Here is a 26,718-nt window from a genome sequence, read left to right as displayed (position 1 = left end):
TAACGTCCCTTGATGAAAAATTACCCCACTACCAAGCTGGATATCGAAAAAGTAGTGCGGGAGCATAAAGGTTTGGTGCGTCGTGTATCTCATCATATTCATGGTCGTATGCGTTCAATTGTAGAAATAGAAGACCTTTTGCAAGTCGGCTTGATAGGGCTGATAGAGGCCGCGCAACGTTATACGCGACAAGAAGGTGTGTCGTTTGAGAGTTATGCCGTTCTCCGGATTCGAGGCGCCATTTACGATTACTTACGCAAGAATACTAATCTTGGTCGCAAGGCAATTTTGACAAGCAAAGCCGTCAAGGCGGCTCTGGCTAGTTTATCCCAGAAGTTGGGGCGCGAACCAACCCAGCCGGAATTGGCTGAAGCACTGTCTATGTCGCTTCAAGAACTGAGTAAATGGGCGCAAAATGTCAATAGTAGCTACCACAATTCACTTCAGGATGAGTACGACGAACATTCATTGTGGTTTTCATCAAACGAACCTACTACCGAACATTTAGTGGATCGAGGCCGATTGAAGGATGCGTTACTGGCTGCGCTCGTAAGCCTCCCTAAGCGGGAGGCCTTAGTGCTGCAACTTTACTATGTTGAAGAGCTTAATTTATATGAAATCGCCGCTGTACTAGAGGTTACTCCTGGTCGTGTTTCACAGCTGAAATCAGCGGCATTCAAGAAGATGCAGCCGAGCCTAGTAGACTTCGTTGGCGAAATGGAGGCACCTTGAAATGTGAGGCACAGGGTTTCTTTGATGGATGAGAAAATCAACGTTATCCAAGTGTCAGTCCAATCTGCCGAAATCTCTCTGACTGGCCAGGATGCTGTCCCGAACCTCGTTATCCATGGTGGCCTAATGAACATCGCTAGGGGCAACATGGTCCTGACTTTGAAGTCAAGGGATTATGACCATGTAGGTGCTATTGGTGCAGTTGAAATCGAGAAAAGCCGACCAGTTATGCAGGCACAGGCATCTCTCTCCGTTGAGCAGTTCAATCTAATTTTAAATTTCATAAAACACCGACCTCCTCGACCCGTAACGATGCTCCTTGCATTACAGGACAGCCTTGCGGTTACGTCGGAAGGTTACCTTGTCGCTCATTCGCAGAATTGCAGAATGATTTCAGACCTGTCGTGGATCATCCCAGTATTGTAGCTAGCACGTTCAACCTTTCTCTGATTGAGGCTTTATTCCATATTTTGTCATTTTAGCGATCAAAGTAGTGCGTTTTAACGCCAAGCGGTTAGCTGCACTGGCAGTATTATTTTTTTCTATGCGCAGCGTTGTTCTAATGAACTGTGCCTCTTGATCGTCCAAATGGCTTTTCAGACAAAACACATTGTTCTTCTCAAGTAGATTTTGGATGGAGCGCTCGTGTTCCCTGGCTGGCGTTTTGGCGTCACTATGAGTGTCATAAATCTGACCAATCGCGCCCTGGAACGCCGTTAATTCAACAGTTCTGTCAATTTCAGTTGGGAGCAGTTTTCGCACAACATTGCTGTCTATAGATACACCTTTCGACAAGATAGCAGCGCGCTGGAAAAAGTTCTTTAACTCGCGGATGTTACCAGGCCAATGGTAAGCCATCATTGCCGCCAACCCATCCTCGCTGACTGGGGGCGGAGTGAGACCCGAGCCATCCACTTCAAGCTGATTGGATATGGAGCGGATCAAGTCGGGCAGGTCATCCATGCGGTCACGTAATGGGGGGACATTCAGCACGATAACTGATATCCGAAACATAAGGTCTTCGCGAAATTCACCTTTTCTGACCTTGTCCTGAACATTCTGATTTGTGGCGCACACCAGCCGAAAATTGACAATCTGTTCCTTGTTTGAGCCGATGCGACTTACTGTCTTATTTTCGATGATGCGTAACAATTTACCCTGAAGTTCCAATGGCATATCACCTATTTCATCGAGAAACAAGGTGCCTCCATCGGCTTCTTCGAAGCGACCAATCCGCCGCGAGGCAGCACCAGTGAATGCGCCTTTTTCGTGCCCGAAAAGTTCTGCCTCCAAAAGGTCACGTGGGATCGCGGCGCAATTCACGCTTACCAATTTACCACGCCGGTTAGAATAGTCGTGCAGGGTCTGTGCTACAAGCTCTTTGCCGGAACCAGTTGGCCCAATGGCAAGAACGTTTACATTGTAGGGAGCTGCGCTCTTGATGTCAGTCAGAAGTGTCTGAACACACTGTGACGTTCCAGATATCAACATGATAAATAATTGTCTGATGATCGCGAGCTTAGAGTGAATCTAATACTTATTTCTGCCATTTGTTGAAGTTGCCTAGCTTAGAGTGGTGGATGGTGTGTGTGAAGTAAAAAGACAGTTCCAATAAAACCCTCAATTTGCGGCAAAAAATTTTTGTCCAGAAGATTATACGCTGACTACAGCGGTCAAACTACTAAACTCCAATATTTGATCACTCGTTTCACAACCCACGTTTTGTGTCAAGTTCACCGGATTGCAAGGTAGACGCATGACGTCTACCTTGCATCATCATGCTGGTGCACTCAACTCTTAACATATCAGCGCGGCCTATGTGCTCACCATTTCAAAAGCGCTACCTGAAATTGAGAATATAGATGGAAAATAAACTAGCCAGTTTGACAGGTCTAGTGCCGATGACACGTCAATCCGGCGAGTGGCCATAAGGTACAAATTCAAGACCAATGTAAAAACTGCTAAGCTAGAATAATTCACCATAAATGAGCTCATGCGAAAGCTCGCCGAGCCCGCCAACGCACTCATAAGGCTAATCTTAATTGGGTACAAAAGGGCCTTGGCCAAGATGAATACTCGTTTGAACGTTCGGTGGAGCCATGACTTATCTGAGCGAAAGATCTACCTTAACTGCTGATTGAAATTCCTACACTCACCTCAGCAAGTTCTCAATCAGATAGAGAAATTTACAGAAAATTAATTCCAATTTTTCCTTAGTTTGTTAACCTTCAGGTGTAATAATCATAGATTTCATAAAGTTGGCACCAATATTGCCTTATTATTGTATGATAAAAAGTACGCACAGAGCGATTATTGATGAGGTTACCTTCGGTTTAGGTGATGGCCTGCTTGAACGCCTGACAAGCCATGATGTTGCTGCTGCAACGTTCTCGAACTGCACCCAAAGCGTCAAATGCACTACGGATTTTCTAGTCCTGTCTTCGCAGCGCGCTGCTGACCTTGGAGGGCAGTCAGGTGTGGTTGAAGCTGCAAAAGCAGTAGGCGCTAAATCAGTATTGATAGTAGATCTGAACGCCACTGCCTACAGGGTTGAGGCAGTACTCAGTGGGCGCATTGTAATTATGTCTCTTCCAGGGGGTATGCCTGAGAGTGAAGCTATTCAGTTTATTGCCACGCTTCTTCATGGTACTGGACGTGCTCTTGTTCGTAGTGACGCATCAAAGAGGCTATACGAACTGGCGGCGCGGGTAGCTAATTCTGATGTGAGTGTTTTCATCAACGGCCCAACCGGTAGTGGTAAGGAAATCATGGCGCGTTTCATGCATGACCAGTCCCCGCGTCAAGAGAAGGCATTCATAGCAATCAACTGCGCGGCCATTCCGGACAATATGCTTGAAGCAATGATGTTTGGCCATGAAAAGGGCGCCTTCACTGGTGCCTCAACTACAAACGTTGGTGTAATCCGAGCTGCGGATGGCGGCACGCTTTTGCTTGATGAGATTTCTGAGATGTCGCTTCAGCTTCAAGCAAAGCTGTTGCGCGCCATTCAGGAGCTGACTGTGACTCCCGTCGGCGGCACGAAGTCGATCAAGGTTGATGTGCGTATATTAGCTACCTCTAACCGGGATATGGCCACGGAATGTCGGGCTGGTCGGTTCCGAGATGATCTATTCTACCGCCTCAACGTGTTTCCAATAGGAACCCAAGCGTTGTGTGACCGCCCTGAAGATATCAAGCCCATCGCACAGGAACTAATCATGCGTCACGTCAAGAATGTGACGGAGATACCCATGTTATCAAATTGCGCTGTTGACGCACTTCAAGCGCATTCTTGGCCTGGTAATGTTCGTGAACTTGAGAATGTAATCCAGCGTGCGTTGGTACTGAAATCCAGCTCGATAATTACATCCGATAGCATCATGATTGACCAGCTAGCAACACTGAACACGCAATCACAAACATTAGATGTGCCCGCGTCAACCGCGCGGCCAGTCCTATAGGAGGTTCTGACATGAAAGTTCTAGACCAGATTAATTCTATCTCGTCCATAAACGCGACCGATGCAATCAATCGGGCCAAGGAGATGACAGAGCAGGCTGCTGGTGGGGCAATACTCGGACCTCGTGATGAGGGTCCTAGCTTTGGTGACCGCATGCGCGATAGCCTCGACTCCGTTGCGCGCGCTCAAGGGGATGCCGCACAGCTTGTAAAAGATTATGAGACTGGCAAGGAGACTGACCTTACCAAGGTTATGGTCGCCCAGCAGGTCTCTTCCCTCGGGTTCCAGCTGACACTCAACGTCCGAAATAAGGCATTATCTGCCTATAGAGACATCATGAATATGCCGGTATAGGCAGAGTAAACTATGCTAATTGAGAGCAAGACATGATAGATAGCTCTACAGGCTCGGTCGCGACTTCATCTCGGAACGGGATGATACCCCTTGCCTCACGCACAATGCAGGATGCCCGGTCATTCTATATGCAGCCGGCCGTGCAGCGAGCGTTTCCCGCCGTTGCGGCTGCTTTCCTCGTGGTTCTTGGTCTTATCTTGTATCTGCTACTACAAGCCCCGCAACGCACAACTCTCTTCGCTTCTTTACCGGAGGCTGAAAAGGCCGCCGTGATGGACGCCCTCCGCAACAACGGCATGGACGTACAGATAGACTCCACAACGGGTGATATTACCGTGCCGGTCGCTGACTACCACAGCTCTCGCATGTCCCTTGCCGCGCAGGGGCTGCCCCAATCCATGCCCGATGGTTACAGCGTGCTAAGCGATATGCCTATGGGGACCAGCCGCTCAGTTGAGAACATGCGATTGAAGCAAAGTCAGGAGATAGAGCTTGCCCGATCCATCAATGAAATCAACGTTATATCTGCCTCTCGCGTGCATCTTGCTATTCCTGAACGCTCAGCTTTTGCGCGCAATGCGCAAAACCCGACAGCTTCTGTCTTTCTACAGGTTCAGGCGGGACGCAGCTTAAGCGAGCAGCAAGTGATGGCGATTGTCAACCTGGTGTCGTCTTCCGTCGCAAACCTGCCCAGGACAAGCGTTACTGTGGTTGACCAGAACGGTCGGCTGTTATCGGATACTGTAGACGACCCCGCGACCGATCTTGCTGACCGACAGTTGGAGTATCGCCTGCGGTTGGAAGAAATTTACCGCGCTCGGGTTGAAAATCTCCTGACACCTATTGTTGGGCCCGGAAACGTGTCAGCGCAAGTCTCGCTTGATATTGACTTCACTCAGACTGAGCGGACCGAAGATCTGGTTATACCTGGCCGCGCTCTCTTAAGTGAGCAGGTCGCATTGGAAGAGGATGTCATCGCACAGATGGGGGGCATTCCTGGTGCTGTGGCCAATACCCCACCGCCGCGTCCTGAGTTAGACGGTGCGCCACCTGCTGACGGTGCTGCGCCACCTGCTGACGGTGCTGCGCCACCTGCTGACGGTGCTGCGCCACCTGCTGACGGTGCTGCGCCACCTGCTGACGGTGCTGCGCCACCTGCTGACGGTAACGGTCAGGGCCTTGCGAGCGAGGAGTCACGTGTGCGCTCCACCAACAGCCTGCGTAATTATGAAATCAGCCGTAGCATAACGGCTCAGAGCAGCCCCATGGCGCAGATCGTTTCTGTGCAAGTTGCGGTGTTGCTGCGAGAACAGCCGTCTGCGGTGGAAGGCCTTGATGCAGAGGACTCAATTCCACCTCAGGTTGGGTTTGACCCGGCCTGGATTGATGATGTGAGGGGGCTGGTCTCTAGAACCGTGGGGATAGACGAAAGCCGCGGTGATACACTTATCGTCTCCAGCCTGCCGTTCATCTCGACTGAGGCAGTGTTCTCCTCCATGAGTGAAAACACCGACTTCTTGTGGTACGAGGACCCGTGGGTGCGTGAAGCGGTGCGCAATGTGCTAATGGTCATGGTGTTGGCAGTGGTCACGTTGGGGTTGATCAAGCCGCTGCTGATGCAGTTCCTTTCTGCACCGGGCGAAGGGATGATGATGCCCGGCAATACCGGCACCGCGGGAGGTGGTGTGCTCACCGACATGGATGTAATCGAGATGGAAGAGGGCCAGACGCTTGAAGATATCAAAGCCAAACTGAAACCAAAGAAGACCACGATCTCTGCCGAGATGCTGGATACGGCTAACAGTTATGATGACAAAGTGGCTCTGATCCGAATGATTGTGAGCGACGAGGCTGGCCGCGTATCCAACGTTTTCAAAGCGTTTATGGAAGACGATATGGATAAGATCGGATGATCCAAAATGAGGGAAGAGTATAATGGAGGATACAGTTAATGCAGTGATTTCAGCCTCTGAAATCACAGAGCGTCTGACGGGCACACAGAAATCTGCAATCTTAATGATGCTACTGGGTGAGGAGGAGGCTGCTGAAATACTGAAAAACCTCTCTCCTCGGGAAGTTCAGCATCTTGGTGGCGCGATGTATTCCGTCCGAAACACAGATCAAGAAACTGTAAATGCGGTATTAGATGAATTTCTTGCCATTATCAAAAAACAGACAAGCCTTGGACTAGGCGCTGGCAACTATATTCGAAATGTGCTGAACCGTGCCTTGGGTGAGGACAAAGCGCAATCAGTCCTGAGCCGCATCACCCCCGCAAGCAGCGAACGGCCAATCGAGATTCTCGACTGGATGGACGCACGCTCAATCGCCGAATTGTTACACGACGAACACCCTCAGATTATCGCACTGATCATTTCCTATCTCGATTACGGTCTAGCGTCCGATGTGTTGAACCTAATGACAGATGAACACCAGCCCGAGATCATCCAGCGAATCGCAACCCTCGAAACTGTCGACCCAGAGGCACTGCGGGAGTTGGAGAAAGTCATGCAAATGAAGTTCAAGGCAAACACTAGCCTACGTTCCACCAAGGTGGGCGGGGTGAAGGCAGCGGCCAAGATTATGAACTTTACGAAGGCCAACACTGAAAAACGCATCTTGGGTGCTATCAAGCGCTACGATAGGGATCTCATGCAGTCTATCCAAGACAATATGTTTACTTTTGACAACCTAGGCATGTCTGATGATCGCTCATTGCAGACTTTGCTGCGCTCACTTGATACTGAAAACCTTATCATGGCACTTAAAGGCGCGCCGGAGGAACTTCAGGCTAAGCTGTTTGGTTGCATGTCAACGCGCGCCTCAGCCAATATCAAGGACGAGATGGAAGTGCTGGGCCCTGTACGTCTGACAGAGGTACAAGCCGCACAGAAGATTATTATCGAAATAGCGCGCAAAATGTCGGATGAAGGCACAATCGTTCTCGCTGGCCGCGGTGGGGATGAGATGGTCTGATGGATGATAAACATCTTCATCCGGACTCATCAGGTGATGTCGTGGACCCTATGCTAGCAGATTTAACAAGTGCTTTGGCCCGCACCAAGAACCCTGAATTTGCGCGAGATCATAATGTGCTCCAGCCACAGGTTGCACCGTTTCGCCGCCTGTCGTGGAAAGAGATAGCCGTTCAAATCCCACTGGAACTCAAACAGATTGAGGATTCTACTGAAGAACTGCGTGCCCCAGGAAAGCAGGATCTACCAACAGCTGATGCGGAAAACCCCATGCAAGAGGCACCACCGACACAGGCGGTGCAGGAAGCCCATAAGGCGTTTGAAAGCCCTGTGACTGAGGATTTTCTTGAGCCAAAGCCTGCTTGCCCAGTAGAGCCTGCCATTGACGAGGCGATGATTAAACGCATTCGCGAAGACGCCTACGCAGAGGGGCTTTCGGCGGGGAAGGCTATGACAGCAAACGAAAGAGAGGCCGAGCTGGCCGCTCAGTATACGCAGCTGCAACAACTGATGTCGTCTCTCAGTTCTGATAAAGTAATCGACATGGATATAGTCACCCACAGTATCAAAAATGCGGTGCTGTCCTTAGCATCAGATAGGATCGGCATAGAGCTGGCCGATATGCCAGAGCCGCTCCTGATGCGTTTGGATTCGTTGTTGAACAACCTTTCGCACCTTATTGGTAAACGGGAAGTCTATGTCTCGCCCGATGATGTGCCGCTTTTACAGAAATTCCTTGAAGACCAACCAAACCCACAGCTGATCAACCTGCAGGGTGAACCAGCGATGCTGCGCGGAGATGCCCGTGTGCGAATAGGAGGAGCCGAGGTGACTGATCTCTTGCGTGATAGGGCACGCCACTTCTTCAGCGAAGACACCCCGGAGGTGCTGTAATGATCAACCTAACAGCGAAAATCACACGTCCACTACAACAGGACCGCGCGCTGTTGGGGCAGGAGCCCGCACTAAGAGGTCGGGTGATCCAATATGATGGCCTACTGCTAGAGTGCGATGGGTTTCCTGTATCTGTTGGCTCTGTCTGCTCGGTTGAAACTGCGGGTGGCAGTACCGTTCTGGGGGAGGTGATCGGCTATAGTGAGGGCCGCAATAAGTTAGTCCTCTATCAATCTGGTGCAGCGGTACAAGCCGGAGCCCCAGTATCCTTGATGGATCAAGGAACCATGGTCGATGTCGGGGATGCCTATTTGGGTCGGGTAGTCGATGGGCTTGGCCTACCTTTGGATGACAGCCCTATTCCAGAAGGTGCTGCTAAGACGCCGCTGAACGGCAAGTTACTCAACCCTCTTGCTCGGGGGATAATCCCTGGGCCTCTGGATGTGGGTGTCCGCGCAGTGAACGGACTGCTAACCATTGGGTATGGTCAGCGCATTGGGATTATTGCAGGGTCCGGCGTTGGTAAATCAGTGCTTTTAGGGATGATGGCGCGTTATGCCTCTGCGGATGTTGTCGTGATAGGGCTGATTGGGGAGCGTGCACGCGAAGTGGGGGAGATGGTACGTGCAATTATGGGTTCTGAGCCGCACGGCAAGGTAAGTATCGTGGCTGTGCCTGCCGACCGGTCTCCTCTGCTGCGTATCCGAGGGGCGCGGCGAGCAACTGCTTTGGCGGAACACTTTCGCGATCAAGGGAAAAACGTTTTGCTGATTATGGATTCCCTGACACGTATTGCCCATGCGCAGCGGGAAATTGGCCTCGCCCTTGGCGAAGCTCCTACATCTAAGGGTTACCCAGCCTCAGTTATTTCAATGATTCCAGCCTTGATTGAGCGTGCCGGTATGGGCGTAGGGCCAAACTTTGGCTCAATTACTGGGATTTACACTGTTTTAGCTGACGGTGATGACAGTAACGATCCAGTCGTAGATACCGCGAGGGCAATCCTTGATGGTCACATCGTGCTAAGCCGCTCTATCGCGCAGATGGGCATATACCCTGCAATCGATATCCCTGCATCCATCAGTCGCGTGATGAACGACATCGTCCCATCGCAACAACAAAAGGCGGCGCGGAAGTTTAAGCGCTTTGTGTCTTTATATAACGAAAATAGAGATTTGATGTTGATGGGCGGCTATGTTGCCGGACAGGACCTTGACCTAGATCAAGCGGTTTCTGTTTGGCCGAAGCTGGTAGACTATATAAACCAAAGCCCTGAAGAGCAGGCGCAACTGGCGCATAGCGCCAAACAGCTTTCAGTAATCGTGGGCCAGTAGATATGGTTGAACGCAAAGCAAAAATGCTCAAAAATATAGCGCTAAAAGAAAAGGCGCGCTTGCCACAATTGATCAAGCGCCAGCGCTTCATCCAGAAAGATATCGACCAACTGAAGGATCTTGTTGATCGCATTCACAAGCTTAGGGATAATTTTGACACGGAGATCTCTTTCAGCGCAAGTCGTTTGCAGAGTGATAGGTGGTATGAACTGCGGTTGATCGACGAGAGCCAGTTATTGCAAAACAAACTCGATTTTCTAACGATAGAACTACGTGATTTAACAACTGAGATTACTCGCGTGAGTTACAAGAAACAGGTTGTGTCCAACAAGGCGGATGAAGTCGTACGCCGAAGCCGCGAAGATCGCGAAGCGCGGGCTGAGGCGGCGCTGGATTTCATCCACACAAATTCGCGACTTCAGAAATAAAAAGACCAGTTACGAACGAGCTGATGGCCAGCTTGGCATCGTGCTTGCATAAGCTCTGTGTACCCCTTTGGGATGAATTGGATAAATGACTATATCTTCGCCGATCAAGGACAATGGTGCCTCAGCGGCCGTGGATTGGATGGCTAAAAAATGCTCTCAATCTGATGGGGGTGTCGTAGACCAATCCATAAAAGCCTTTGCATCAATCATGACAGATTTCGGAGCGCTTGAGGGAAAGTGTAGTAAAGTCGATGCTGGCCTAGGAGAGGCGGTTCTATCTGCTGGCGCGGCGGCTGTGAGCCGAGATATCCAAGCTCCTATAAGAGTGGGGGAGAATCCTGCTGAGATCGCTCTTGTAGGTTCTTATGAAGACCTAATTACGACGCTGTATTCTGTCAGTTTTTTGAATAATGATACCGTGGCACCTGTGCCAATAAGCTCTGAACTGCTGCAGCCCTCAAAGGTGGTGTCGACCGTAGCCAGCCTTCTTGCCGGTGATGTTGAGGCGTTCGTCAAAAAAATGACGGGGGGCGTTGAGGTGGTGCCAGAAAAGCTAAATGCATTTACATTTGAGAGCTTGCCAGCGGTTGAAATTAAAAAACCTATGGAGATAACTGATCAAATCATTGCTAAAAATCAACAACCCACTGTGCTAGTTAAGCCCCTGGCAAGTAATTTAGAGCTACCTCTGGCCGCTACTATGATTGAAGATGGAAAGCCTCTCCAGGCACTAAGTCAGACAACACTAAGTGCATCCATTCGCAGTCCTGAACATTCAACGGCACAATCCCTTCCTGCCACCGATGAGGCAGCGTCTGTAGCAATAAACGACAGTAATCTCGCACAGAGCGAAGCTGATCTAGTTAATGCTGCCAAAGTTGAGGATGGAGAGCCTCTCCAGGCACTGAGCCAGACAACACGAAGTGCATCCATTCGCAGTCCTGAACATCTAACTGCACAATCCGTTCTTGCCACTGATGAGGCAGCGTTTGTAGCAATAAACGACAGTAATCTCGCACAGAGCGAAGCTGATCCCGCTAATGCTGCCAAAGTTGAGGAAGGAGAGCCTCTCCAGGCACTGAGCCAGACAACACGAAGTGCATCCATTCGCAGTCCTGAATATCTAACTGCACAATCCGTTCCTGCCTCTGATGAGGCTGCGTTTGTAGCAATAAACGACAGTAATCTCGCACAGAGCGAAGCTGGTCCCGCTAATGCTGCCAAAGTTGAGGAAGGAGAGCCTCTCCAGGCACTGAGCCAGACAACACGAAGTGCATCCATTCGCAGTCCTGAATATCTAACTGCACAATCCGTTCCTGCCTCTGATGAGGCTGCGTTTGTAGCAATAAAGGACAGTAATCTCTCACAGGGCGAAGCTGAACTCGCTAATGCTGTGAAAGTTGAGGAAGGAGAGCCTCTCCAGGCACTAAGCCAGACAACACGGAGTGCATCCATTCGCAGTCCTGAATATCTAACTGCACAATCCGTTCCTGCCTCTGATGAGGCTGCGTTTGTAGCAATAAAGGACAGTAATCTCGCACAGAGCGAAGCTGAACCCGCTAATGCGAAGCTCGACGATGGTAGTAAGACTATAAATACTTTTAAATCTCCTCAGTCGACTGAAGCAGCCCTTTTAAACACAAGCGCACAATCGCCTCAGTCAGCCTCTGCGGCACAGGTGGCCCCTGTAGGGGTTGTACTAAAGGTGATCCCACCGCGCCAGGAGACGGCCAATTTGCAGACATTTTCCACTGAGCCACTGGCCGCGATTTCTAATATCGAAGTTTCTAACGCTGGGTCGGGTATGCAGACTCAAACTGGCGCCGGGGCTAATGGGCAAAGCGCGATGACGCCCCATCAAGTGCTTGCGGTGGCCCTGGATGTGCGGCGGCAGGGTTGGACCAAAGCACTAGTAAATCGCGTGGTTAATATGGCTCAGTCCGGTGGGACGCTGACAATGAATATTATGCCAGCGCACTTGGGGCAAATTACCCTCAAGCTTAGCGAAGGCCGGCGTGGTACAGATTTGCGAATTGTTGCAGATGTGGCTGCAACAGCCTCTATGCTGCGTGATGTGCAGCAACAGATTTCCTCTGCATTCGAGAGCGCAGGTCTGACCTTGGGTGAGTATTCCGCAGGCACAGGCAAGGGCGGGCACGGAAGCTCTAACCCTCATGAGGATGATGTTACCAATCAAATGAGCGAGATCGAAAACCTTTCAAATGCCGATACTAGCCCTGTTAACGCTTCCAACCATGATGACAGATCTCGTATTAACATATTATTATAATTAACTGAATGAGGACGCAGAGATGTCTGAAGAAGAAGAGCCCAAGAAGAAATCTGGCTTAGGGACGATCCTAACCTTTGGTGTAATTGGTTTGGTAATGATGGGTGTTGGAATCGGTGCGGGCTACTTTCTTTTTGGTGGGCAATCCAATTCGCCTGAGCAGCTTGCCGCTGCAATCATCGAGCGGAATGACGGCGCTCTAACTGCAGAGGTTGAAGAAGATGCTAGCGACGAGACAGAGGGTGAGATACCAGAGCGGCAGAGTAAAGACAGCGCTAGGGACGATGTTTTCCAAACCCTCTACTATGAGATTCCCGGAACAATGACTACAAATCTCAAGGATTCTCGTCGCTTTCTACAAATTGGCGTAGGTATCTCCACCCAATATGATGAAGTAATTCTTCAAAACGTGGAGGCCAACCTACTTGCGATCAAGGCAGCAATTCTGGCAACGCTAAGCGACTACGGTGAAGCAGACGTTGTTGGGCGAGAAGCGCGCAATGCTCTATCAGAGGACCTAAAAGCCACCATCAACGCCGAACTGGAGGCACTTGAAGGTTTTGGTGGTGTTGAAGGCGTTCTTTTAACATCTTTTGTAATGCAATAGGCAGAGTAAAGTAAATGACGCCAGATAGGCTTACAGATGATGAGGTGCATGCGCTCGTAAAAAGTGTTAATATGAGCGAAATTGCGATTTCTGATGTTTCTGAAACTAAAAATATCCGTAGCTTTGAATTTGGTTCCGACGACCTGTCCCTCCTAGGAGATTATTATGCATTGCGTGTAATAAATGAGCGGTTCGCGCGACTTGCACGGACCGTTTTTCAACCCATGCTACGAGTTCAGCCTCGGATCACGGCACTACCTCCAGAGGTCAAAACATTTGATGAATATTGCAAAGAATTCCCAACCCTAATGTGCCTTACAACATCGCGCATTAACGAATTGCGTGGCAGTAAAATGATGGTAATTCAGCCGGAATTTATCTCAACGTTGACAAATGCTTATTATGGAGGCGTGCTGGGGCAAAAATACAAGCCAAGTACAGAATTTACATCAACTGAAAGTCGGATAATAGAGATTGTCACCGAAGGATTAAGCCGCAACCTGCTCATAGCTTGGCAGGACTTGATGCCGTTGACCTTTAGCGATGAATCACGCGAGGAAAATCTGCAATTTGCGTCTTTTGTCGACGGTGAGGAAACTGTGATTATTTGTAGCTTCACCATCGAGTTGCCTCAAGAAAATAAAGCTAAGTTTGACATCCTCTATCCTCTTCAAACACTCAAACCAATCGCGGCACAGCTGCGCTCCCGGATGCAGTCCGAGGTGGTAGATGATGACCTGACATGGCGCGAGCGTTTGGAACGCGCCGTCACTGAAGTGCGCTTAACGGTCAACGTTCAGTTGAGCAAACCACGCATATCCTTGCGCCAATTAATTGAGGTACAAAAAGGTGACGTTTATCCAATTCAGTTGCGGGACGGGCTAAGCGTGCTTGTTCATGGTCAGAAAATGTTTGCGGCTGATATAGGTGAAATCGCAGGATTTAATGCTATAACTATTACCGAAAAGCTGAACCAGAATCAGACTAATGATTAAGGATTAATATGGAAGATAATAAGGAAAAAGAAGTGCCAGGAATAGATACTGAAAAACTGCGTGCGCTAGAAAATATCGAAGTAGAAATGTCGATTGAAGTAGGCCGCACAGATATCTCGATTAGCGAACTACTCCGCCTAAATGAAGGCTCCGTCGTGGAGCTTAATCGTTTGGCAGGTGAGCCTCTCGATATCCTTGTGAACGGGACAAAGATAGCAAAAGGCGAGGTCGTTATGGTGGGGGAACGTTTTGGCATACGCTTCTCCGAAATTGTGGATCCTGAAAGCCGTGTAGGCACCATATAGCCCCTGCTTGCAATGATTGGAACCAGAGCGATGACATCTGCTAGCCCAGATATCTCAACCATCATAATCGTGGTGACGTTTCTTGCCTTACTGATTGCGGCACGCCAAGTGATCGTCTCTAAGGCAGGTATAATACGGAAACAGATCGAGCCCTCCGCGTCACGGATCAAGCTGCGTGAGACTCAACAGATCGACCGGACAACTCAGCTCTCTTTGTATGAGTTAGACGGTCAACGCGTTGTTATCGTCCACGGCCCCAATAAAATGCTCGCCATGTTGGCGCTTCCACCAAGTGAGAATGCCAATGAATAGGGTTTTGTCGCAAAGATCGTTCTTATTCTGGATTTGCGTCATCCTTGCGTTTTGCATCGTACCATTTGGCAGTGTTTATGCGCAGGATGGTGGTGGCCTGCCCGCTTTGAACATCTCTACAGGCGCGGATGGAGAAACAACATATTCACTATCTTTGCAGATCCTTGCACTAATGACAGTACTGACGATTCTACCATCTTTCCTGTTGGGGGTAACTGCATTCACCAGGATTATTATTGTTTTGTCCATTTTGCGTCAGGCTTTGGGCACTCAACAAACTCCGCCCAATCAGGTCCTACTTTCCATAGCACTGTTTCTAACGTTCTACGTTATGGCGCCGACGTTCGAGGATATCTACAACAATGCGATCTCGCCCTACCTCGCTGGAGACTTGCCCCCAGTTGCGGCGATCGAGGGCGCTGCAGGTATACTGAGCGAATTCTTAGTAGTTAATACAAGAGAGGCCGAATTGGCCATGTTTGCGGAAATGGCGGGCGATGAGCCTTATGCTTCCAACGAAGATGTCCCCTATACCGTTCTGCTGCCTGCTTTTATCACCTCCGAGCTTAAAACCGCGTTCCAGATCGGTTTTTTGCTGTTTCTCCCGTTTCTCGTGATAGACTTAGTTATTGCGTCGATCCTGATGTCCCTCGGGATGATGATGCTGAGCCCTATGCTCGTTGCTCTCCCATTCAAACTGCTCCTTTTCGTGCTCGTAGATGGTTGGGCCATGACCATCGGCTCCATAGCATCGACTTATGTGATCTAATGTATGGAATTTGACAGCAATATAGAAAGTCTACGGCTAGCATACTGGCAAATCATCATCGCCGCTGGTCCCATACTTGGAGTCGCGTTGGCTGTAGGGCTGGTGATCGGGATTATTCAAGCCGCCACAAGCATCAATGAGATGACCCTGAGCTTCGTGCCAAAATTAGTGATTGTTTTGGCTGCCATGGCAGGTTTTTCGACTTTTATGATGCAAGAAATGACGGACTATTTTGCCTCAATATTTGAACAAATCCGCTTGTTAAAATGATAAGAGAGCTACCGAGCCTTGATGATATTCTTGGACTGAACGGTCTCGATCTTCAGCTGTTTATCGACTTTATGCTGATTTTTTTCCTCCACATCCTGCGGCTAAGTGCGTTCTTTATGGCCGCCCCGTTTTTTGGTGCCGCAGCAATCCCAGTACAGGCGCGAATTATCATTAGCGTGTTGATCGCCTTCAGCCTCTATGGATTGATTGAGGTGCCCGACCCCAATCAGCTCCCTTTTCTTGCTTTGATTGAAGTAGTCTTGATCGAGATCGCAATTGGTGTGTCCCTTGGGCTGACATTTACGATATTGTTCGCTTCAGTGGCCATGGCTGGCGAGCAGATCGCCATTTCCGCCGGCTTGGGCTTTGCCGCGCAGGTGGACCCTAATTCTGGGGGGCAGACTCCGGTTGTCAGCCAGTTTCTAAACCTATTCGCAATCGCAGCTTTTCTGTCACTAAACGGACATTTACATGTGATCGGGGTCATAAGAATGAGTTTTGAGATTTTGCCGCTTGGCGAGCCCTTCAATTTCAGCGGTTTAATTAGTGGGGGTCTAACTGCTGGTGGACATATGTTTGTCATCGCATCACGACTAGCTTTGCCAATCGTTTCCATCTTACTTTTGGCCAACATCACGGTAGGCGTCGTGACCCGATCCGCCCCGCAACTTAACCTATTTTCGTTTGGTTTCCCCCTGACGATCCTAACGTGCTTTGTAGCGCTCTACTTCTCAACCACGCCATTTGCAGCTGGAATAGCGGATATGATCGAGTTCATGCTCGAATTTGTTGAAGACACAATTGGTGAGGTGCACGATGGCTGATCAAGCAAGCGATGGCCAAGAAAAAACAGAAGACCCAACCCAGAAACGATTGGAAAAATCTAAGGAAGATGGCCAAGTTGCAAGCTCTAAGGAGCTATTTGTTCTAACAACTCTGCTGGTTGGCTTCTTGTTATACCTCGGCCTGACACCGTTTTTTTCCAGCATCTTACAAGAGTGGGCCGCATTACTTCGGTTTTCTGGAGAAGACGGCTTGCCTGATGAAATTTTTCGCAATCTTGGGTCCAGCTTTTCCTTTATATTTTGGAAATCAGTTATATTTGCTATGCCATTGTTTATCATCACAGTGTTCACACAGATGATGATGTCAGGAAGTATCAACTGGTCAGTTTCAGCGTTGGCGTTCAAAGCCAGCCGTATCGATCCCCTCAGTGGGCTGAAGCGGATGTTTTCCATGAAAGCCCTGGTGGAGATGCTGAAGGCAATATTCAAGGTGATCTGCTTGATTGGAGCCGCAGTGCTCGTCTTCGAAAGCCAATTCGAGAAACTCCTTACCGCGCAGTCAACACACCTATTTGGCGGGGTCTCCCGACTAAGCGAAGTTTTCTTATTGCTCATAATTGTATTTTTGCTTGTTTTAGCCATTATAGCCATGTTTGACGTAGTTTGGCAGCAGTACCAACACAACCAAGAACAAAAAATGACGCTGCAAGAGGTGAAGGATGAAAGCAAAGAGACCGAAGGTTCACCAGAATTAAAGGCAAAAATCCGCCGTTTGCAAATGACCGCAGGTAAGCGTGCTAAGGAACGGCGCGCAGCGATGGATAAAGTGCCCACCTCGACTGCAATAATTACGAACCCCACCCATTTCGCGGTCGCACTGAAATACGAGGTTGGCACTCCGGGCGCACCCGAAATTCTCGCTATGGGACGTGGTCATCAAGCGCACGAAATCATTCGTATTGGTACTGAATCTGGTGTTACCGTGTTTCGGAACGAGCTTTTAGCCCGTGCCCTATTTTTTGCTGGCAATATCGGGGAGGAAATTCCGTCACCCCTATATACTGCCGTCGCCTCTGTTCTCGCCTTCATCTATCAACTCGACAAGAAAGAGCAGGTGGAGGAACCGGATGTCGATCTACCTGAAGACATGCTTTTCAATGAAGATGGGAAACCACTTTAATGACCCAACCTAAACGAAAAAAACACCGTAGTCGAGGGGAGATGATCAGCACATTTTCTTTCTTTATCGCCAGCGCATTCTTTGTGGGGGAGTCTAGCCTACTCCGCTCTGAAGGCGCGACACCACAGGCTTTTCTAATTGGCCTTTGTGGTGTTTTATGTATTGCAGCGGGGTTTCGGTTTCATCTTCACAACCTGTGGCACTGGTTTTGGTTTATCTGGAAATGACGGGTGTGAGAAAAGGGCTTCGCATAACATGCGGTGATTGCCAATTTCTGGGTGTCACCTACCAGCTAAGTCAGCCTTGGAAATGCAGTCATTTCGGTTTCAAATCTAAGGATCTTCCCGCGCGCGTGGTCCTGCGCGAAACTGGCACGGAATGTGCATTCTATAAACCGAAAGCGCTGATCGTGCGCAAGATTACATAGCAGGACAATCAGTCATGGCACTAAAAAAGACGCAGAGTGCAGTCATTCCCGATCTTGATCAAAGCATTCAAATTGCGCTTGACGCTGCTGAAGCCTCTATGGATGTGACAGCTGAATTTGAACGAATTTCTGCCCAGTTTGGTGAGACATCGAAAGCCGCCCAACGGCTTGAAAAGATGTCCCGAATTGGTCTGATCGTGGCAAGTGGCATCGCCATCGTAGCGGTTTTGATCATGGGCTTCATTTGGCAGAGCTCCTCTTCGAGTTTAAACCGGCTGACCGCGACTAATACTGAATTATTAGAAATTTTAGCTCAAAATATTTCAAATATGGATCAAACGTTGGCTCCTGTTCTCACGCTAGATTCTCAAATGTCTCAGTTACGTGAAGATTTTATTGTTTTAAGCGAAGCGCCCAATAGCATAGATTCAATCGTCGTTCTCCAAGCTGAGATAGCAACAATGGGGGAGGTGCTAGCCCGTTCAGAAGCAGTGCAATTGGAACTTGGAGATCGTATTGCAACTCTTAATGGAGAGCTCGCTATGAATGTTTCAACTACCATGCAGGACACGCTCGCAGCCCAGTCCGAGGCCTACGCAACCTTGGCTGCGAACCTTGCAATTGCGATTGAAACCACCGGCAGTACTGCAAATACTGAAGACTTTGCAAAAATTCAGGAGCAGATGGATGCCCGTGTGGCAGCCCTTGACGAGCTTATCAACACGGCGCGGACGCCTAGCCCCCCCCCGAGTACCCCCCTCAGTCGCCCTCGCACGCCACCACAACAAGAACCAGATATTATAAAGTTTCCATGACACAGCAAATAAACGATCAAGAGGACCAGGCCACAGAGATCATACTACCTGGACCACTTAGGTTAGAAAAGGTACAGGGAACCGCGTTTCAGTGGGAGTACCTACTTCAGTCCGAAGATGTTATCGTGGCGGTCAATGGCACGTCTTGGCCCAAGGTGAAATCAATTGAAGATACGGTTAAAGACGCGTTGGAGCGGGCTCCTCGCCCTGTTTTGTTGACAATCATACGGGACGAAAAAATCTTCAGCGTGTTTGTGGCAAAACCAATTGAAAATAAAACCACTGTGCTCCTAGGAGAACAGGCCGGACAGTACCAAAAAATTTCACCGACACTACCGATTGAGAAAATTCGGATGCTAAGCAATTATGTAATTGTTGCAGATAGTGAGAATTTTGCTGATACCTTAGAGATGCGGAAATCTTTCCTTGCAATGATTATTCCACCTCTGTGGCTGATTTCGCGTCGGATGTGGGGGCCATTTGTTGCATTTACCGGTGCCATTCTTACATCATTTGCTGTCAATCAGACCCTTGGTGCTGCGATGTACCTTTTCATGTGTGTCTACATTGGTCAGCGGCAAATTCCGCTTTTATTATCTTCGATGTTGCGGAATGGGTTAAATAGAAGAATGGTCGTAGCTGCACAAAACGAGATTGAGGCGCAGACAATCGCTCTTCAGTTTCACGGGCAACTGAGGTTCAAGTTTTCTAATAACAACCTGCTCAAACCTCAAAATCTTGATGTGGATATTGTATGACCAAGACATCGCCAGCTAAGGAAGCAGCACCAAAACAGGTTCGACGCAAGCATGCGAGTCAGCCACCTTGCCACCGCTGCATTATGATCCGATTTTTTCTGATGTCGGTTGCCGGTATTGCACTTTTGCAGCTTTTAGCGCCGCACAGCTTCGTAGTGTTACAAGGTTTAAGTACGCTGACACTAGCACTTTTATTTGTGGGAGGATTTGGGATTATCGCGATATTAAAATCTTTGATAAATCATCTGACGGCCGACCTCTAATGAAGTGAGAGGTCAACCGTAACCGCCCCATTACTGCCACTTGCCGGAGTCTGGTTTCTTGATCTAAGTCATGTGTCTAACAACATGTCTTAGGTTGTTTCCGATATTTATCTCCACTGTTATGCTCGCCGCGGCTGTTATGTTTTTTATGCGTCATAAGTTTAAGATCTTAAATCATGACCATACGTCAAATAAACTTGATTTGCGGACAAAACAGCGACAAAAATAAATGCAAGTCATTCCACTTATGGAATGCTGACTTATTTAAGGATATTATTAAAAATGCACAAAATAGTAATGCATTGGAAGCCAAGTACACTACGTGCTGAACTTCAATATCCTGAAACACATACGGGACGGCGATATCTTGGACTTCTAATTATTACTATAATTCTGTCAGTTCTATATTTGTTCGTTCAAGAAGAGTACCCTACTATTGCTCCACTGGGTAGTCCCCAGTTATTGATTTTTGAGTTTTTTATCTTGTTTGTATTTTTTATAGATTTTGCGCTAAGAGTTTTGACTATCCAGATTAAATTATCTGATTTTGTATTTTTAATTTTAGATTTTATGGCAATACTACCATCTTTAATTATAGTTATATACTATTTAGGTCTAATTCAAGATGCCGAATTAGAATTTCTGGCCTTGTTACGGCTGTTTAGATTAGCGCGAATTATGAAGCTCCTTCGAATGCAAAACGTTTTGATTAACATTTTTGGTGCTTCGGTCCTTACATTAGTTTTTGGTGTAATGTCTTTCCACTTAGGCCTTCGCGTGTTCCTATTGGAAGTATCCAGCGCTATAGATTTTAAAATTACTGGCCTTTTGGAGCATCAAATTTTGATGGTTGCCGTTCCTGCTGTTGGTTCAGTGTTTGGGATTGCATTGGCAATCACATTTGGCATCGCAAAGAGAAAACAGATTGAGATATCAGAATTACACCGGCTAGCCATTGATAGCTTGGATATGTTTGAAGCAGATATCAAGCAAATTCCACTAGATAAAGAGTGGAAAGGAACCGCATCCTGGAGGGTGGATATAACACGTTTCTTGAACGAAGAAATCACCTATACCATCATGAAAAGCCGGACGATATTGATGCTTCAAGAAGTCAGAATAGCAACAATGTCGCGCCCCTCTCTGGATGTGCCATTTCATAATAATTTGGTTGTGGCTATCAGTAGGTTCCTGACAAAAACGCAAATCGAGTTTCACCCTGTTTTTTACGTGTGGCTTAACGTCATTGCTCAACTATATTTTTTACTTGTCTTGCTTGTAGCACCTGGATTAACAGGTATTTTAATCCAAATGCTCATCATTTTTGTCTTTCAAGGCCTTGTTGTCATTATTGACGATATGGACCATGCCGTAGACAAAAAAGTCACGTTGTTAAACTCTAAAATTCTGGATGTTTAGATGATAAAAATCTTTTCTAAATATTGTCAGAACTCGGTTTGAAGATTAAAGTTCGATGGTTGATTTAAGGTTCTTTCGCAGAGTTTGAGCTCGGCTGAAGGGCGGTCTTCATTGGGTTCTGTCGCAAACTTTTTTTGTCGTTAGGTTGGGCAGGCCCGAGCATTGACGGTGACCTGCCCCCCGAAAGGTCCCTCACTTTAATGTAGAGTTTGCTCAACCTTTGAAGGAGCAAACAAATGCGACAGAGTCGTTTTACCGAAGCCCAGATTATCGGGATGATCAAAGAACAGGAAGCTGGGATGCCAACTGCTGACGTGTGCCGCAGGCATGGCCTCAGTCCCGCGTCGTTCTACAAGTTCAAAGCTAAATACGGTGGTATGAACGTTTCTGATACTCACCGCCTGAAATCGCTTGAGGATGAGAACGCTAAGCTGAAGCGCCTTTTGGCAGACACCATGTTGGACAATGTTGTTTTGAAAGATTTGCTGGGAAAGAACTGACGACACCGAACGTGCGGCGGGCTGCAGCACGCAAGGCGATGTGGGATCATGATATCTCACAACGCCGAGCGTGCAGGCTTGTCCACTGCCCGGCAGTGTATTGCGCAGCAATGCACGAGAGGGGGTGTCGATCCCAAAACCGTCCGTCGCGATCAGCCGCCGGATAATCCAGAAGTTCGCGAAGAGATGAAGGCGATTGCCAGCAAGCGGCGTCGGTTCGGCTATCCCGTTGCCCGGCAGTAGATACGTAGTATCGATGAGAGGGGCGGATCAGCGTACTTTTGGAACGCAAAGGAATGACCATGAATCACAAGAAGCTGTATCGCCTCTATACTGAAGAAAAGCTTGACGTCAGACGGCGAAGGGGCCGCAAACGTGCGCGGGGATCGCGCACGCCGATGCCAGTGGCTTTGCGTCCTGGCGAGTGTTGGTCGCGGGACTTTGTGTCCGACACCTTTGGCGCATCGCGCAAGTTCCGTATGTTGGCCGTGAATGACGATTGCTGTCGTGAGAACCTGTGCCTGATGGCCGACACCAGCATCTCTGGTGCCGAGGGTGGCACGCGACCTGGATGCGCTTGTGCGCGTCTATGGAAGCCCCCCTGTATCGTCAGTGATAACGGCACAGAGTTCACCAGTCGCGCGATCCTGAAGTGGGCTGGCGATAACGGCGTGGATTGGCATTACATTGATCCGGGCAAACCACAGCAGAATGGCTTCATCGAGTCTTTCAACGGCAGCCTTCGAGACGAGATGCTGAACGAGGAAATCTTCGATACGTTAGACGATGCCCGCCGCAAATTGGCCCTTTGGCGATACGATTACAACAACGTCAGACCGCACTCATCTCTGGGCAACCAAACACCCGCTGAAGCGCGCCGAGAGCTTGAGCAATTTGAGGGCTCCGCGCACGACGCGCTTGCTCAAACTGACGACTAAGAATATGAAATCCAAAACCGTAAACTCTCGTTATGAATGAGGGAGCCTCGGGGGGCAGGTCACATGCTGGTATGCACTGCTGGGCAGTGGACGAGCGACGGAGCGATTGCCCGCAACGAAGCCATTAAGGCGCAGCGATACCTGGGTCGCACCCTTTAGCGGCGATGGAGTGGATACCACCGCCGAAGTCGAGTCGAAACGAAGATGCATTGTGTAAAACTACTCGACCAATCGTTGATGGCGCGGGACTCCGAAAGGCAGGTCGCCGAAATCCAAATCCGCATCGCAGTCCTCAACCGGTATACCGCTCTTGGCATACCTGTCACCAAGCCCGTAGGCTAAGCCCGTCTGGGGGAAAGTGGAAGCATATCTTTCAACCGATTTGTGCAACAAAGCCTCTTCGCCCCTAAAACTGGACAGTGCGCGTGATACCAGAACCGAGACTTTTTGGCTTGGTAAAGGTTTTTCAGCGCACTTTTTCCATTATCTTTTCGCGGAAGACCTCAGCAGAGGTCTTCCAGTCCAGCCACTTGCAAAGCGTGTTGTTGAAGTGGAAACAGATCAGTTTGATGGGAAAAGTCAGGAAATTTACTTGAAGCCGATAGGGTGGCTTCCTGGCTTTGAAGGATAATATAACACAGCATATTTGGCTATTTTGTGACGTCGCAAGAAATAATGCGCTCGGCTGTGATCCTGTAAGCTCATTCACAACTTGCAGCATATAATGAGGAGCATCTGTTAAACGCCTAGTTTCAAACCTTTGGTGGCCACTTCAGACAGGTTCGCATTCTTCTGACAGCATCCAAACATCCGGTCATCAACTTGCTCAACTTCAGTGCGGCGGTTCCAGGCACGGTTGTTTTGTATAGCAGCAAAAATTCCAGCATCTAACGCGCTGGCATTACAATTGTTTGTTACTGATGCGTCACATAATGCCAAACGCTCTGCTGATAGATCGTCGCGGGCGAAACGAGACGAAATGAGTAGTAAAGGCACCGCGGGGGTACTTTTACGAAAATCTCTCAGGTCATCAACGACGTCTTCTAGATCGGCAAGATCGTCAATTTGGCAAACTGCCAGTGACCAAGCTAGAGGGAGGTCGGACAAAACGCCAAGTGCACCCTCAAGGCTATTAGTTAGCTGAACATCTTGACCTAAATCCTGAAAATGCTGTGAGATTAAATTGCCTTCAATCCTATCAGCAGCTATAATTAAGACAGGCCGACCACATTGTAGTGGAGTGGTGCGGTGGACAATTTCACGCTCGAGGCTTTTCCAGATCTCAGATGGTTTTCCGATGTCACCTGCCCACGCGTTAGGTTGCTTAATGGTGTCTGTTTGCTGAAGTTGGGGCAATGTCCGCCGGTCAAGTATGTTTCCGTTCGACCTGTCAGCAAAAGCAGTATGTCTGATTGCCTTGGGAGAGTAATCTGAACTTGCCTGTATACTATTAATCAGTCGCCCCACGACCAAAGCTCTCAAGAACTTCATAAGTCGACGTCTCAAAATGCTATCTACCCAGCGGTCAGGAAGGCTGACCGTAACTCCGAATGCTTTCACAGACGTATGTGCAGTTTTAGAAGGGCATTTCTTAGGTTTAGAAGCAGGACTCAATTTTGTTTTTTTGATAACATTAATCATTTCTCGTATCCCTACATTCTTACCAAAGACCACATTAAGTTTGGATATATAAGTTTAAATTCTTTTACTATGATTTTAATATGAAATATTTAATATATTTATTTAATATATTTATTTAATTATTTTATTTAATACTTATACTTTTTTCATTTTTTAATTAATTAAAATAATTAATAATTTTCATGTTTCACGGCTTTGTTGCACAAATCGGTTGAAAGACATGCTTCCCCTTTCCCCCAGACTGACTTAGCCTGTAGGCTTGGTGACAGGTATCCCAAGAGCGGTATAGCGGTTGAGGACTACGATGCGGATTTGGATTTCTGCGACCTGCCTTTCGAAGTCCCGCGCCATCAACGATTGGCTGAGTAGTTTCACACAATGCATCTTCGTTTCGACTCGACTTCGGCGGCGGTATCCACTCCATCGCGAGCTATGCTTGAATTTGGGTGACGCGCATCATCAGGCGACGCGGTTTGCCGTGTCACGGATCACTTCGACACCGTCATTAAATTTGATACCATCGATGACTTTTGGCAACTGGTTTCTGCTCTTGAGCCGTAGCCATTTTTTGATGCTGCCTGAATGAGTGTAAAGACCATGAGCTTTGCGGTCTTTTGTGACAGCGCGCCTTTGGTGCGTACCGTTCGGTGTCGCACAGTGGCAAACACGCTTTCTATAGGGTTTGACGTGCGCAGATGGTCCCAATGTTCAGCTGGAAAATCGAAGAATGCGAGCATCGCATCTTGATCTTTGATCAGGCAAGCTACGCCCTTTGGATATTTGACCCCATACTTCTCGGAGAACACTGTCAGCGCCGCTTCGGCTTCTTTGCGCGTCCCAGCGTGCTGAATATCGTCCAGATCTGACTTCACAGCCGGTGCCATCTGCTTTGGAAAACAGTTCAGGACATTCTTCACTTTATGCACCCAACAGCGTTGATGTTTTGTGCTTGGAAACACTCTGTCCAGTGCATTCCAGAACCCCATGGCGCCGTCACCAACAGCAATTTACGGTGCCATGGACAGCCCGCGACCCTGAAGTGGTCCTGCTTTTTAGGACAGGTATGCGGCTTGGCTAAGATGTATCTGTTTTCTGTTCATGCCGCTTTTTGTGTCTCCGCTTGGCCGAAGTATGCGGTGTCCGGCGTGCGCTTATCAAGGGCGGTGTGAGGGCGCTCGGAGTTGTAAAACCTGATCCAGCTATCAATGATCCGTTTTGCTTGGAAGCCGTCGGTGATTTCATGCAGATAGATGGCCTCCTGCTTCAGGGATCGCCACAACCGTTCGATAAAGATATTGTCCAGATAACGGCCCCGACCGTCCATTGATATTTTGATGTCAGCCTTGGTCAAAGTCGTGATCCAGTCAGCGCCTGTATATTGGCTGCCCTGATCCGTATTCATTATCTCTGGTTTGCCGTATCGAGCGATAGCCTCCTCCAGAGCCTCGACACAGAAGCTGGCATCCAGCGTATTTGAAAGCCGCCAGGTCAAAACCTTGCGGGTTGCCCAATCCATAATCGCCACCAGATACAGAAAGCCGTTCTTGACGGGGATGTAGGTAATGTCGCTGCACCAAACCTGATTGGGCCGTGTGATTGGCAACTTCCTCAGCAGGTATGGATAAATGCGGTGCTGTGGGTGCTTCTTGCTGGTGTTCGGCCCCTTATAAATGGTCTGTAATCCCGTGATGTTCATCAGGCCTCGAACACGGTGTCGCCCTGCTGAGAAGCCAGACTGCGGTAAGTAGGCCGCTATCTGGCGGCTGCCAAAGAACGGATATTTTGTGAACACCCTATCAATCTCATACATCACTTTAAGCGTCTCAGCATTCATCCCAACGGGTGTGTAATAGATCGATGAGCGGCTGATCTTGAGCAGCTTGCATTGGCGTGTCAGGCTTAAATCGGTGTTCTCTTTGCGGATCATCTCACGGCGTTCTGACGGGCTCATCGCTTTAGCCCTTGTGACAAAAAATCGTTTTCCACCGCAAGCTGACCAATCTTGGCGTGCAGGTCCTTGATCTCGCCGTCCTTGTTCTCAGCCTTCTTGACCTTGTCCGAGAATACACCGGCCATGCCCTCAATCGCCTGCCGTTTCCACGTGCTCACCTGCGTCGGGTGGAGCTGCCGCTTGGCTGCAATCTCCTGAACCGTCTTGTCACCACGCAGCGCCTCAAGCGCCACAGCAGCCTTAAACTTGTCTGAAAAGTTCCGTCGCTTCGTCATTCTCGTATCCATTCGTTCGTGTTGGATACACCTTAGCATGC

At 48.7% G+C, this 26,718-nt stretch carries 26 protein-coding genes and 4 pseudogenes; 25 read left to right on the top strand and 5 right to left on the bottom strand.

Annotated elements, in window-relative coordinates:
* Nucleotides 1-12 precede the first annotated feature (12 nt).
* Nucleotides 13-732 (top strand): sigma-70 family RNA polymerase sigma factor, encoded by a 720-nt coding sequence (locus OAN307_RS15055; protein WP_015500505.1) that lies wholly within the window; start codon nt 13-15, stop codon nt 730-732.
* 24 nt (nt 733-756) lie between these two features.
* Nucleotides 757-1,158: a hypothetical protein gene (locus OAN307_RS15050; protein ID WP_015500504.1), complete on the top strand. Its 402-nt coding sequence runs from the start codon at nt 757-759 to the stop codon at nt 1,156-1,158.
* A 9-nt stretch (nt 1,159-1,167) separates the two neighbouring features.
* Here the strand turns inward: OAN307_RS15050 and OAN307_RS15045 are convergent, their stop codons facing one another.
* Complete coding sequence (locus OAN307_RS15045; RefSeq protein ID WP_015500503.1) at nt 1,168-2,223, bottom strand: sigma 54-interacting transcriptional regulator; 1,056 nt, start codon at nt 2,221-2,223, stop codon at nt 1,168-1,170.
* A 767-nt stretch (nt 2,224-2,990) separates the two neighbouring features.
* Here OAN307_RS15045 and OAN307_RS15040 point away from each other — a divergent pair.
* The 23 genes and pseudogenes from OAN307_RS15040 (at nt 2,991) to OAN307_RS29035 (ending at nt 23,441) form a co-directional block, all read left to right on the top strand.
* Nucleotides 2,991-4,193, top strand: coding sequence for a sigma 54-interacting transcriptional regulator (locus OAN307_RS15040; protein WP_245540856.1), 1,203 nt, complete (start codon nt 2,991-2,993; stop codon nt 4,191-4,193).
* Between the two features lie 11 nt (nt 4,194-4,204).
* Nucleotides 4,205-4,546 carry a flagellar hook-basal body complex protein FliE gene (gene fliE, locus OAN307_RS15035; protein ID WP_015500501.1) on the top strand — a complete coding sequence of 114 codons (342 nt, stop codon included), beginning with the start codon at nt 4,205-4,207 and terminating at the stop codon, nt 4,544-4,546.
* A gap of 140 nt (nt 4,547-4,686) precedes the next feature.
* Nucleotides 4,687-6,459, top strand: coding sequence for a flagellar basal-body MS-ring/collar protein FliF (gene fliF, locus OAN307_RS15030; RefSeq protein ID WP_245540855.1), 1,773 nt, complete (start codon nt 4,687-4,689; stop codon nt 6,457-6,459).
* 22 nt (nt 6,460-6,481) lie between these two features.
* A complete protein-coding gene (gene fliG, locus OAN307_RS15025) occupies nt 6,482-7,522 on the top strand; it encodes a flagellar motor switch protein FliG (protein ID WP_015500499.1) in 1,041 nt (346 codons plus the stop codon).
* Nucleotides 7,522-8,415 (top strand): FliH/SctL family protein, encoded by an 894-nt coding sequence (locus OAN307_RS15020; RefSeq protein ID WP_015500498.1) that lies wholly within the window; start codon nt 7,522-7,524, stop codon nt 8,413-8,415. The genes fliG and OAN307_RS15020 overlap by 1 nt, the downstream gene beginning before the upstream one ends.
* On the top strand, nt 8,415-9,749 hold the full coding sequence (locus OAN307_RS15015) for a FliI/YscN family ATPase (RefSeq protein WP_015500497.1): 1,335 nt from the start codon (nt 8,415-8,417) through the stop codon (nt 9,747-9,749). The genes OAN307_RS15020 and OAN307_RS15015 overlap by 1 nt, the downstream gene beginning before the upstream one ends.
* Before the next feature lie 2 nt (nt 9,750-9,751).
* Complete coding sequence (locus tag OAN307_RS15010) at nt 9,752-10,177, top strand: hypothetical protein (protein ID WP_044043838.1); 426 nt, start codon at nt 9,752-9,754, stop codon at nt 10,175-10,177.
* A 208-nt stretch (nt 10,178-10,385) separates the two neighbouring features.
* Complete coding sequence (locus OAN307_RS15005; protein WP_187292474.1) at nt 10,386-12,467, top strand: flagellar hook-length control protein FliK; 2,082 nt, start codon at nt 10,386-10,388, stop codon at nt 12,465-12,467.
* A gap of 22 nt (nt 12,468-12,489) precedes the next feature.
* Nucleotides 12,490-13,074, top strand: a complete 585-nt coding sequence (locus tag OAN307_RS15000; protein WP_015500494.1) for a flagellar basal body-associated FliL family protein — start codon at nt 12,490-12,492, stop codon at nt 13,072-13,074.
* Nucleotides 13,075-13,088: 14 nt separating this feature from the next.
* Nucleotides 13,089-14,069, top strand: a complete 981-nt coding sequence (fliM, locus tag OAN307_RS14995) for a flagellar motor switch protein FliM (RefSeq protein WP_015500493.1) — start codon at nt 13,089-13,091, stop codon at nt 14,067-14,069.
* 8 nt (nt 14,070-14,077) lie between these two features.
* Nucleotides 14,078-14,374 (top strand): flagellar motor switch protein FliN, encoded by a 297-nt coding sequence (gene fliN, locus OAN307_RS14990; protein ID WP_015500492.1) that lies wholly within the window; start codon nt 14,078-14,080, stop codon nt 14,372-14,374.
* 30 nt (nt 14,375-14,404) lie between these two features.
* A complete protein-coding gene (locus OAN307_RS14985; RefSeq protein ID WP_015500491.1) occupies nt 14,405-14,686 on the top strand; it encodes a hypothetical protein in 282 nt (93 codons plus the stop codon).
* Complete coding sequence (gene fliP, locus OAN307_RS14980) at nt 14,679-15,455, top strand: flagellar type III secretion system pore protein FliP (RefSeq protein WP_015500490.1); 777 nt, start codon at nt 14,679-14,681, stop codon at nt 15,453-15,455. Before OAN307_RS14985 ends, fliP begins: the two co-directional genes overlap by 8 nt.
* A gap of 3 nt (nt 15,456-15,458) precedes the next feature.
* Nucleotides 15,459-15,725, top strand: a complete 267-nt coding sequence (gene fliQ / locus OAN307_RS14975; protein ID WP_015500489.1) for a flagellar biosynthesis protein FliQ — start codon at nt 15,459-15,461, stop codon at nt 15,723-15,725.
* On the top strand, nt 15,722-16,549 hold the full coding sequence (fliR, locus tag OAN307_RS14970) for a flagellar biosynthetic protein FliR (protein WP_015500488.1): 828 nt from the start codon (nt 15,722-15,724) through the stop codon (nt 16,547-16,549). Before fliQ ends, fliR begins: the two co-directional genes overlap by 4 nt.
* On the top strand, nt 16,542-17,690 hold the full coding sequence (locus OAN307_RS14965; protein ID WP_015500487.1) for an EscU/YscU/HrcU family type III secretion system export apparatus switch protein: 1,149 nt from the start codon (nt 16,542-16,544) through the stop codon (nt 17,688-17,690). The genes fliR and OAN307_RS14965 overlap by 8 nt, the downstream gene beginning before the upstream one ends.
* A gap of 441 nt (nt 17,691-18,131) precedes the next feature.
* Entirely contained in the window at nt 18,132-18,932 is an 801-nt protein-coding gene (locus OAN307_RS14955) for a hypothetical protein (protein ID WP_015500485.1), read from the top strand.
* Complete coding sequence (locus OAN307_RS14950; RefSeq protein ID WP_015500484.1) at nt 18,929-19,690, top strand: DUF2628 domain-containing protein; 762 nt, start codon at nt 18,929-18,931, stop codon at nt 19,688-19,690. The genes OAN307_RS14955 and OAN307_RS14950 overlap by 4 nt, the downstream gene beginning before the upstream one ends.
* Entirely contained in the window at nt 19,687-19,953 is a 267-nt protein-coding gene (locus tag OAN307_RS14945; protein WP_015500483.1) for a disulfide bond formation protein B, read from the top strand. The genes OAN307_RS14950 and OAN307_RS14945 overlap by 4 nt, the downstream gene beginning before the upstream one ends.
* 252 nt (nt 19,954-20,205) lie before the next feature.
* Nucleotides 20,206-21,372 (top strand): ion transporter, encoded by a 1,167-nt coding sequence (locus OAN307_RS14940; protein WP_015500482.1) that lies wholly within the window; start codon nt 20,206-20,208, stop codon nt 21,370-21,372.
* 236 nt (nt 21,373-21,608) lie between these two features.
* Nucleotides 21,609-22,810 (top strand): annotated as a pseudogene (locus tag OAN307_RS14930) (IS3 family transposase).
* Between the two features lie 99 nt (nt 22,811-22,909).
* Nucleotides 22,910-23,152: pseudogene (locus OAN307_RS28125) on the top strand (IS5/IS1182 family transposase); the annotation flags it as partial.
* 16 nt (nt 23,153-23,168) lie between these two features.
* Nucleotides 23,169-23,441 (top strand): hypothetical protein, encoded by a 273-nt coding sequence (locus OAN307_RS29035; protein WP_044043831.1) that lies wholly within the window; start codon nt 23,169-23,171, stop codon nt 23,439-23,441.
* 107 nt (nt 23,442-23,548) lie between these two features.
* On the opposite strand, the gene OAN307_RS14920 is transcribed toward OAN307_RS29035, so the two are convergent.
* The 4 genes and pseudogenes from OAN307_RS14920 to OAN307_RS14910 form a co-directional block, all read right to left on the bottom strand.
* Nucleotides 23,549-24,451, bottom strand: coding sequence for a hypothetical protein (locus OAN307_RS14920; protein WP_015500479.1), 903 nt, complete (start codon nt 24,449-24,451; stop codon nt 23,549-23,551).
* Between the two features lie 246 nt (nt 24,452-24,697).
* A pseudogene (locus OAN307_RS28115) lies at nt 24,698-24,877 on the bottom strand (IS5/IS1182 family transposase); the annotation flags it as partial.
* Nucleotides 24,878-24,910: 33 nt separating this feature from the next.
* A pseudogene (locus OAN307_RS14915) lies at nt 24,911-25,482 on the bottom strand (transposase); the annotation flags it as partial.
* Between the two features lie 65 nt (nt 25,483-25,547).
* Nucleotides 25,548-26,677 (bottom strand): IS3 family transposase gene (locus OAN307_RS14910; RefSeq protein ID WP_408634911.1). Its coding sequence is split into 2 segments (ribosomal slippage): nt 25,548-26,404 and nt 26,404-26,677, totalling 1,131 coding nucleotides; the frame shifts between segments, so codons are not numbered across the junction.
* Nucleotides 26,678-26,718 lie beyond the last annotated feature (41 nt).

The sequence above is a fragment of the Octadecabacter antarcticus 307 genome (assembly GCF_000155675.2).
GTDB classification, from domain to species: domain Bacteria; phylum Pseudomonadota; class Alphaproteobacteria; order Rhodobacterales; family Rhodobacteraceae; genus Octadecabacter; species Octadecabacter antarcticus.
This window is presented reverse-complemented; position numbering and strand designations above follow the sequence as displayed.

Excerpts from the sequence above, each read along its gene's own strand:
- fliN (WP_015500492.1), top strand. The coding sequence starts at position 14,078 with ATGGAAGATAATAAGGAAAAAGAAGTGCCAGGAATAGATACTGAAAAA.
- OAN307_RS14950 (WP_015500484.1), top strand. The coding sequence starts at position 18,929 with ATGACACAGCAAATAAACGATCAAGAGGACCAGGCCACAGAGATCATA.
- OAN307_RS15045 (WP_015500503.1), bottom strand. The coding sequence starts at position 2,223 with ATGTTGATATCTGGAACGTCACAGTGTGTTCAGACACTTCTGACTGAC.
- OAN307_RS15055 (WP_015500505.1), top strand. The coding sequence starts at position 13 with ATGAAAAATTACCCCACTACCAAGCTGGATATCGAAAAAGTAGTGCGG.
- OAN307_RS14940 (WP_015500482.1), top strand. The coding sequence starts at position 20,206 with ATGCTGACTTATTTAAGGATATTATTAAAAATGCACAAAATAGTAATG.
- OAN307_RS15000 (WP_015500494.1), top strand. The coding sequence starts at position 12,490 with ATGTCTGAAGAAGAAGAGCCCAAGAAGAAATCTGGCTTAGGGACGATC.
- OAN307_RS15020 (WP_015500498.1), top strand. The coding sequence starts at position 7,522 with ATGGATGATAAACATCTTCATCCGGACTCATCAGGTGATGTCGTGGAC.
- OAN307_RS15010 (WP_044043838.1), top strand. The coding sequence starts at position 9,752 with ATGGTTGAACGCAAAGCAAAAATGCTCAAAAATATAGCGCTAAAAGAA.
- OAN307_RS14965 (WP_015500487.1), top strand. The coding sequence starts at position 16,542 with ATGGCTGATCAAGCAAGCGATGGCCAAGAAAAAACAGAAGACCCAACC.
- OAN307_RS15005 (WP_187292474.1), top strand. The coding sequence starts at position 10,386 with ATGACAGATTTCGGAGCGCTTGAGGGAAAGTGTAGTAAAGTCGATGCT.
- fliE (WP_015500501.1), top strand. The coding sequence starts at position 4,205 with ATGAAAGTTCTAGACCAGATTAATTCTATCTCGTCCATAAACGCGACC.
- OAN307_RS14945 (WP_015500483.1), top strand. The coding sequence starts at position 19,687 with ATGACCAAGACATCGCCAGCTAAGGAAGCAGCACCAAAACAGGTTCGA.
- OAN307_RS15015 (WP_015500497.1), top strand. The coding sequence starts at position 8,415 with ATGATCAACCTAACAGCGAAAATCACACGTCCACTACAACAGGACCGC.
- fliR (WP_015500488.1), top strand. The coding sequence starts at position 15,722 with ATGATAAGAGAGCTACCGAGCCTTGATGATATTCTTGGACTGAACGGT.
- fliM (WP_015500493.1), top strand. The coding sequence starts at position 13,089 with ATGACGCCAGATAGGCTTACAGATGATGAGGTGCATGCGCTCGTAAAA.
- OAN307_RS14955 (WP_015500485.1), top strand. The coding sequence starts at position 18,132 with ATGGCACTAAAAAAGACGCAGAGTGCAGTCATTCCCGATCTTGATCAA.
- fliP (WP_015500490.1), top strand. The coding sequence starts at position 14,679 with ATGAATAGGGTTTTGTCGCAAAGATCGTTCTTATTCTGGATTTGCGTC.
- OAN307_RS14920 (WP_015500479.1), bottom strand. The coding sequence starts at position 24,451 with ATGATTAATGTTATCAAAAAAACAAAATTGAGTCCTGCTTCTAAACCT.
- OAN307_RS14985 (WP_015500491.1), top strand. The coding sequence starts at position 14,405 with ATGACATCTGCTAGCCCAGATATCTCAACCATCATAATCGTGGTGACG.
- fliG (WP_015500499.1), top strand. The coding sequence starts at position 6,482 with ATGGAGGATACAGTTAATGCAGTGATTTCAGCCTCTGAAATCACAGAG.
- fliQ (WP_015500489.1), top strand. The coding sequence starts at position 15,459 with ATGGAATTTGACAGCAATATAGAAAGTCTACGGCTAGCATACTGGCAA.
- OAN307_RS15050 (WP_015500504.1), top strand. The coding sequence starts at position 757 with ATGGATGAGAAAATCAACGTTATCCAAGTGTCAGTCCAATCTGCCGAA.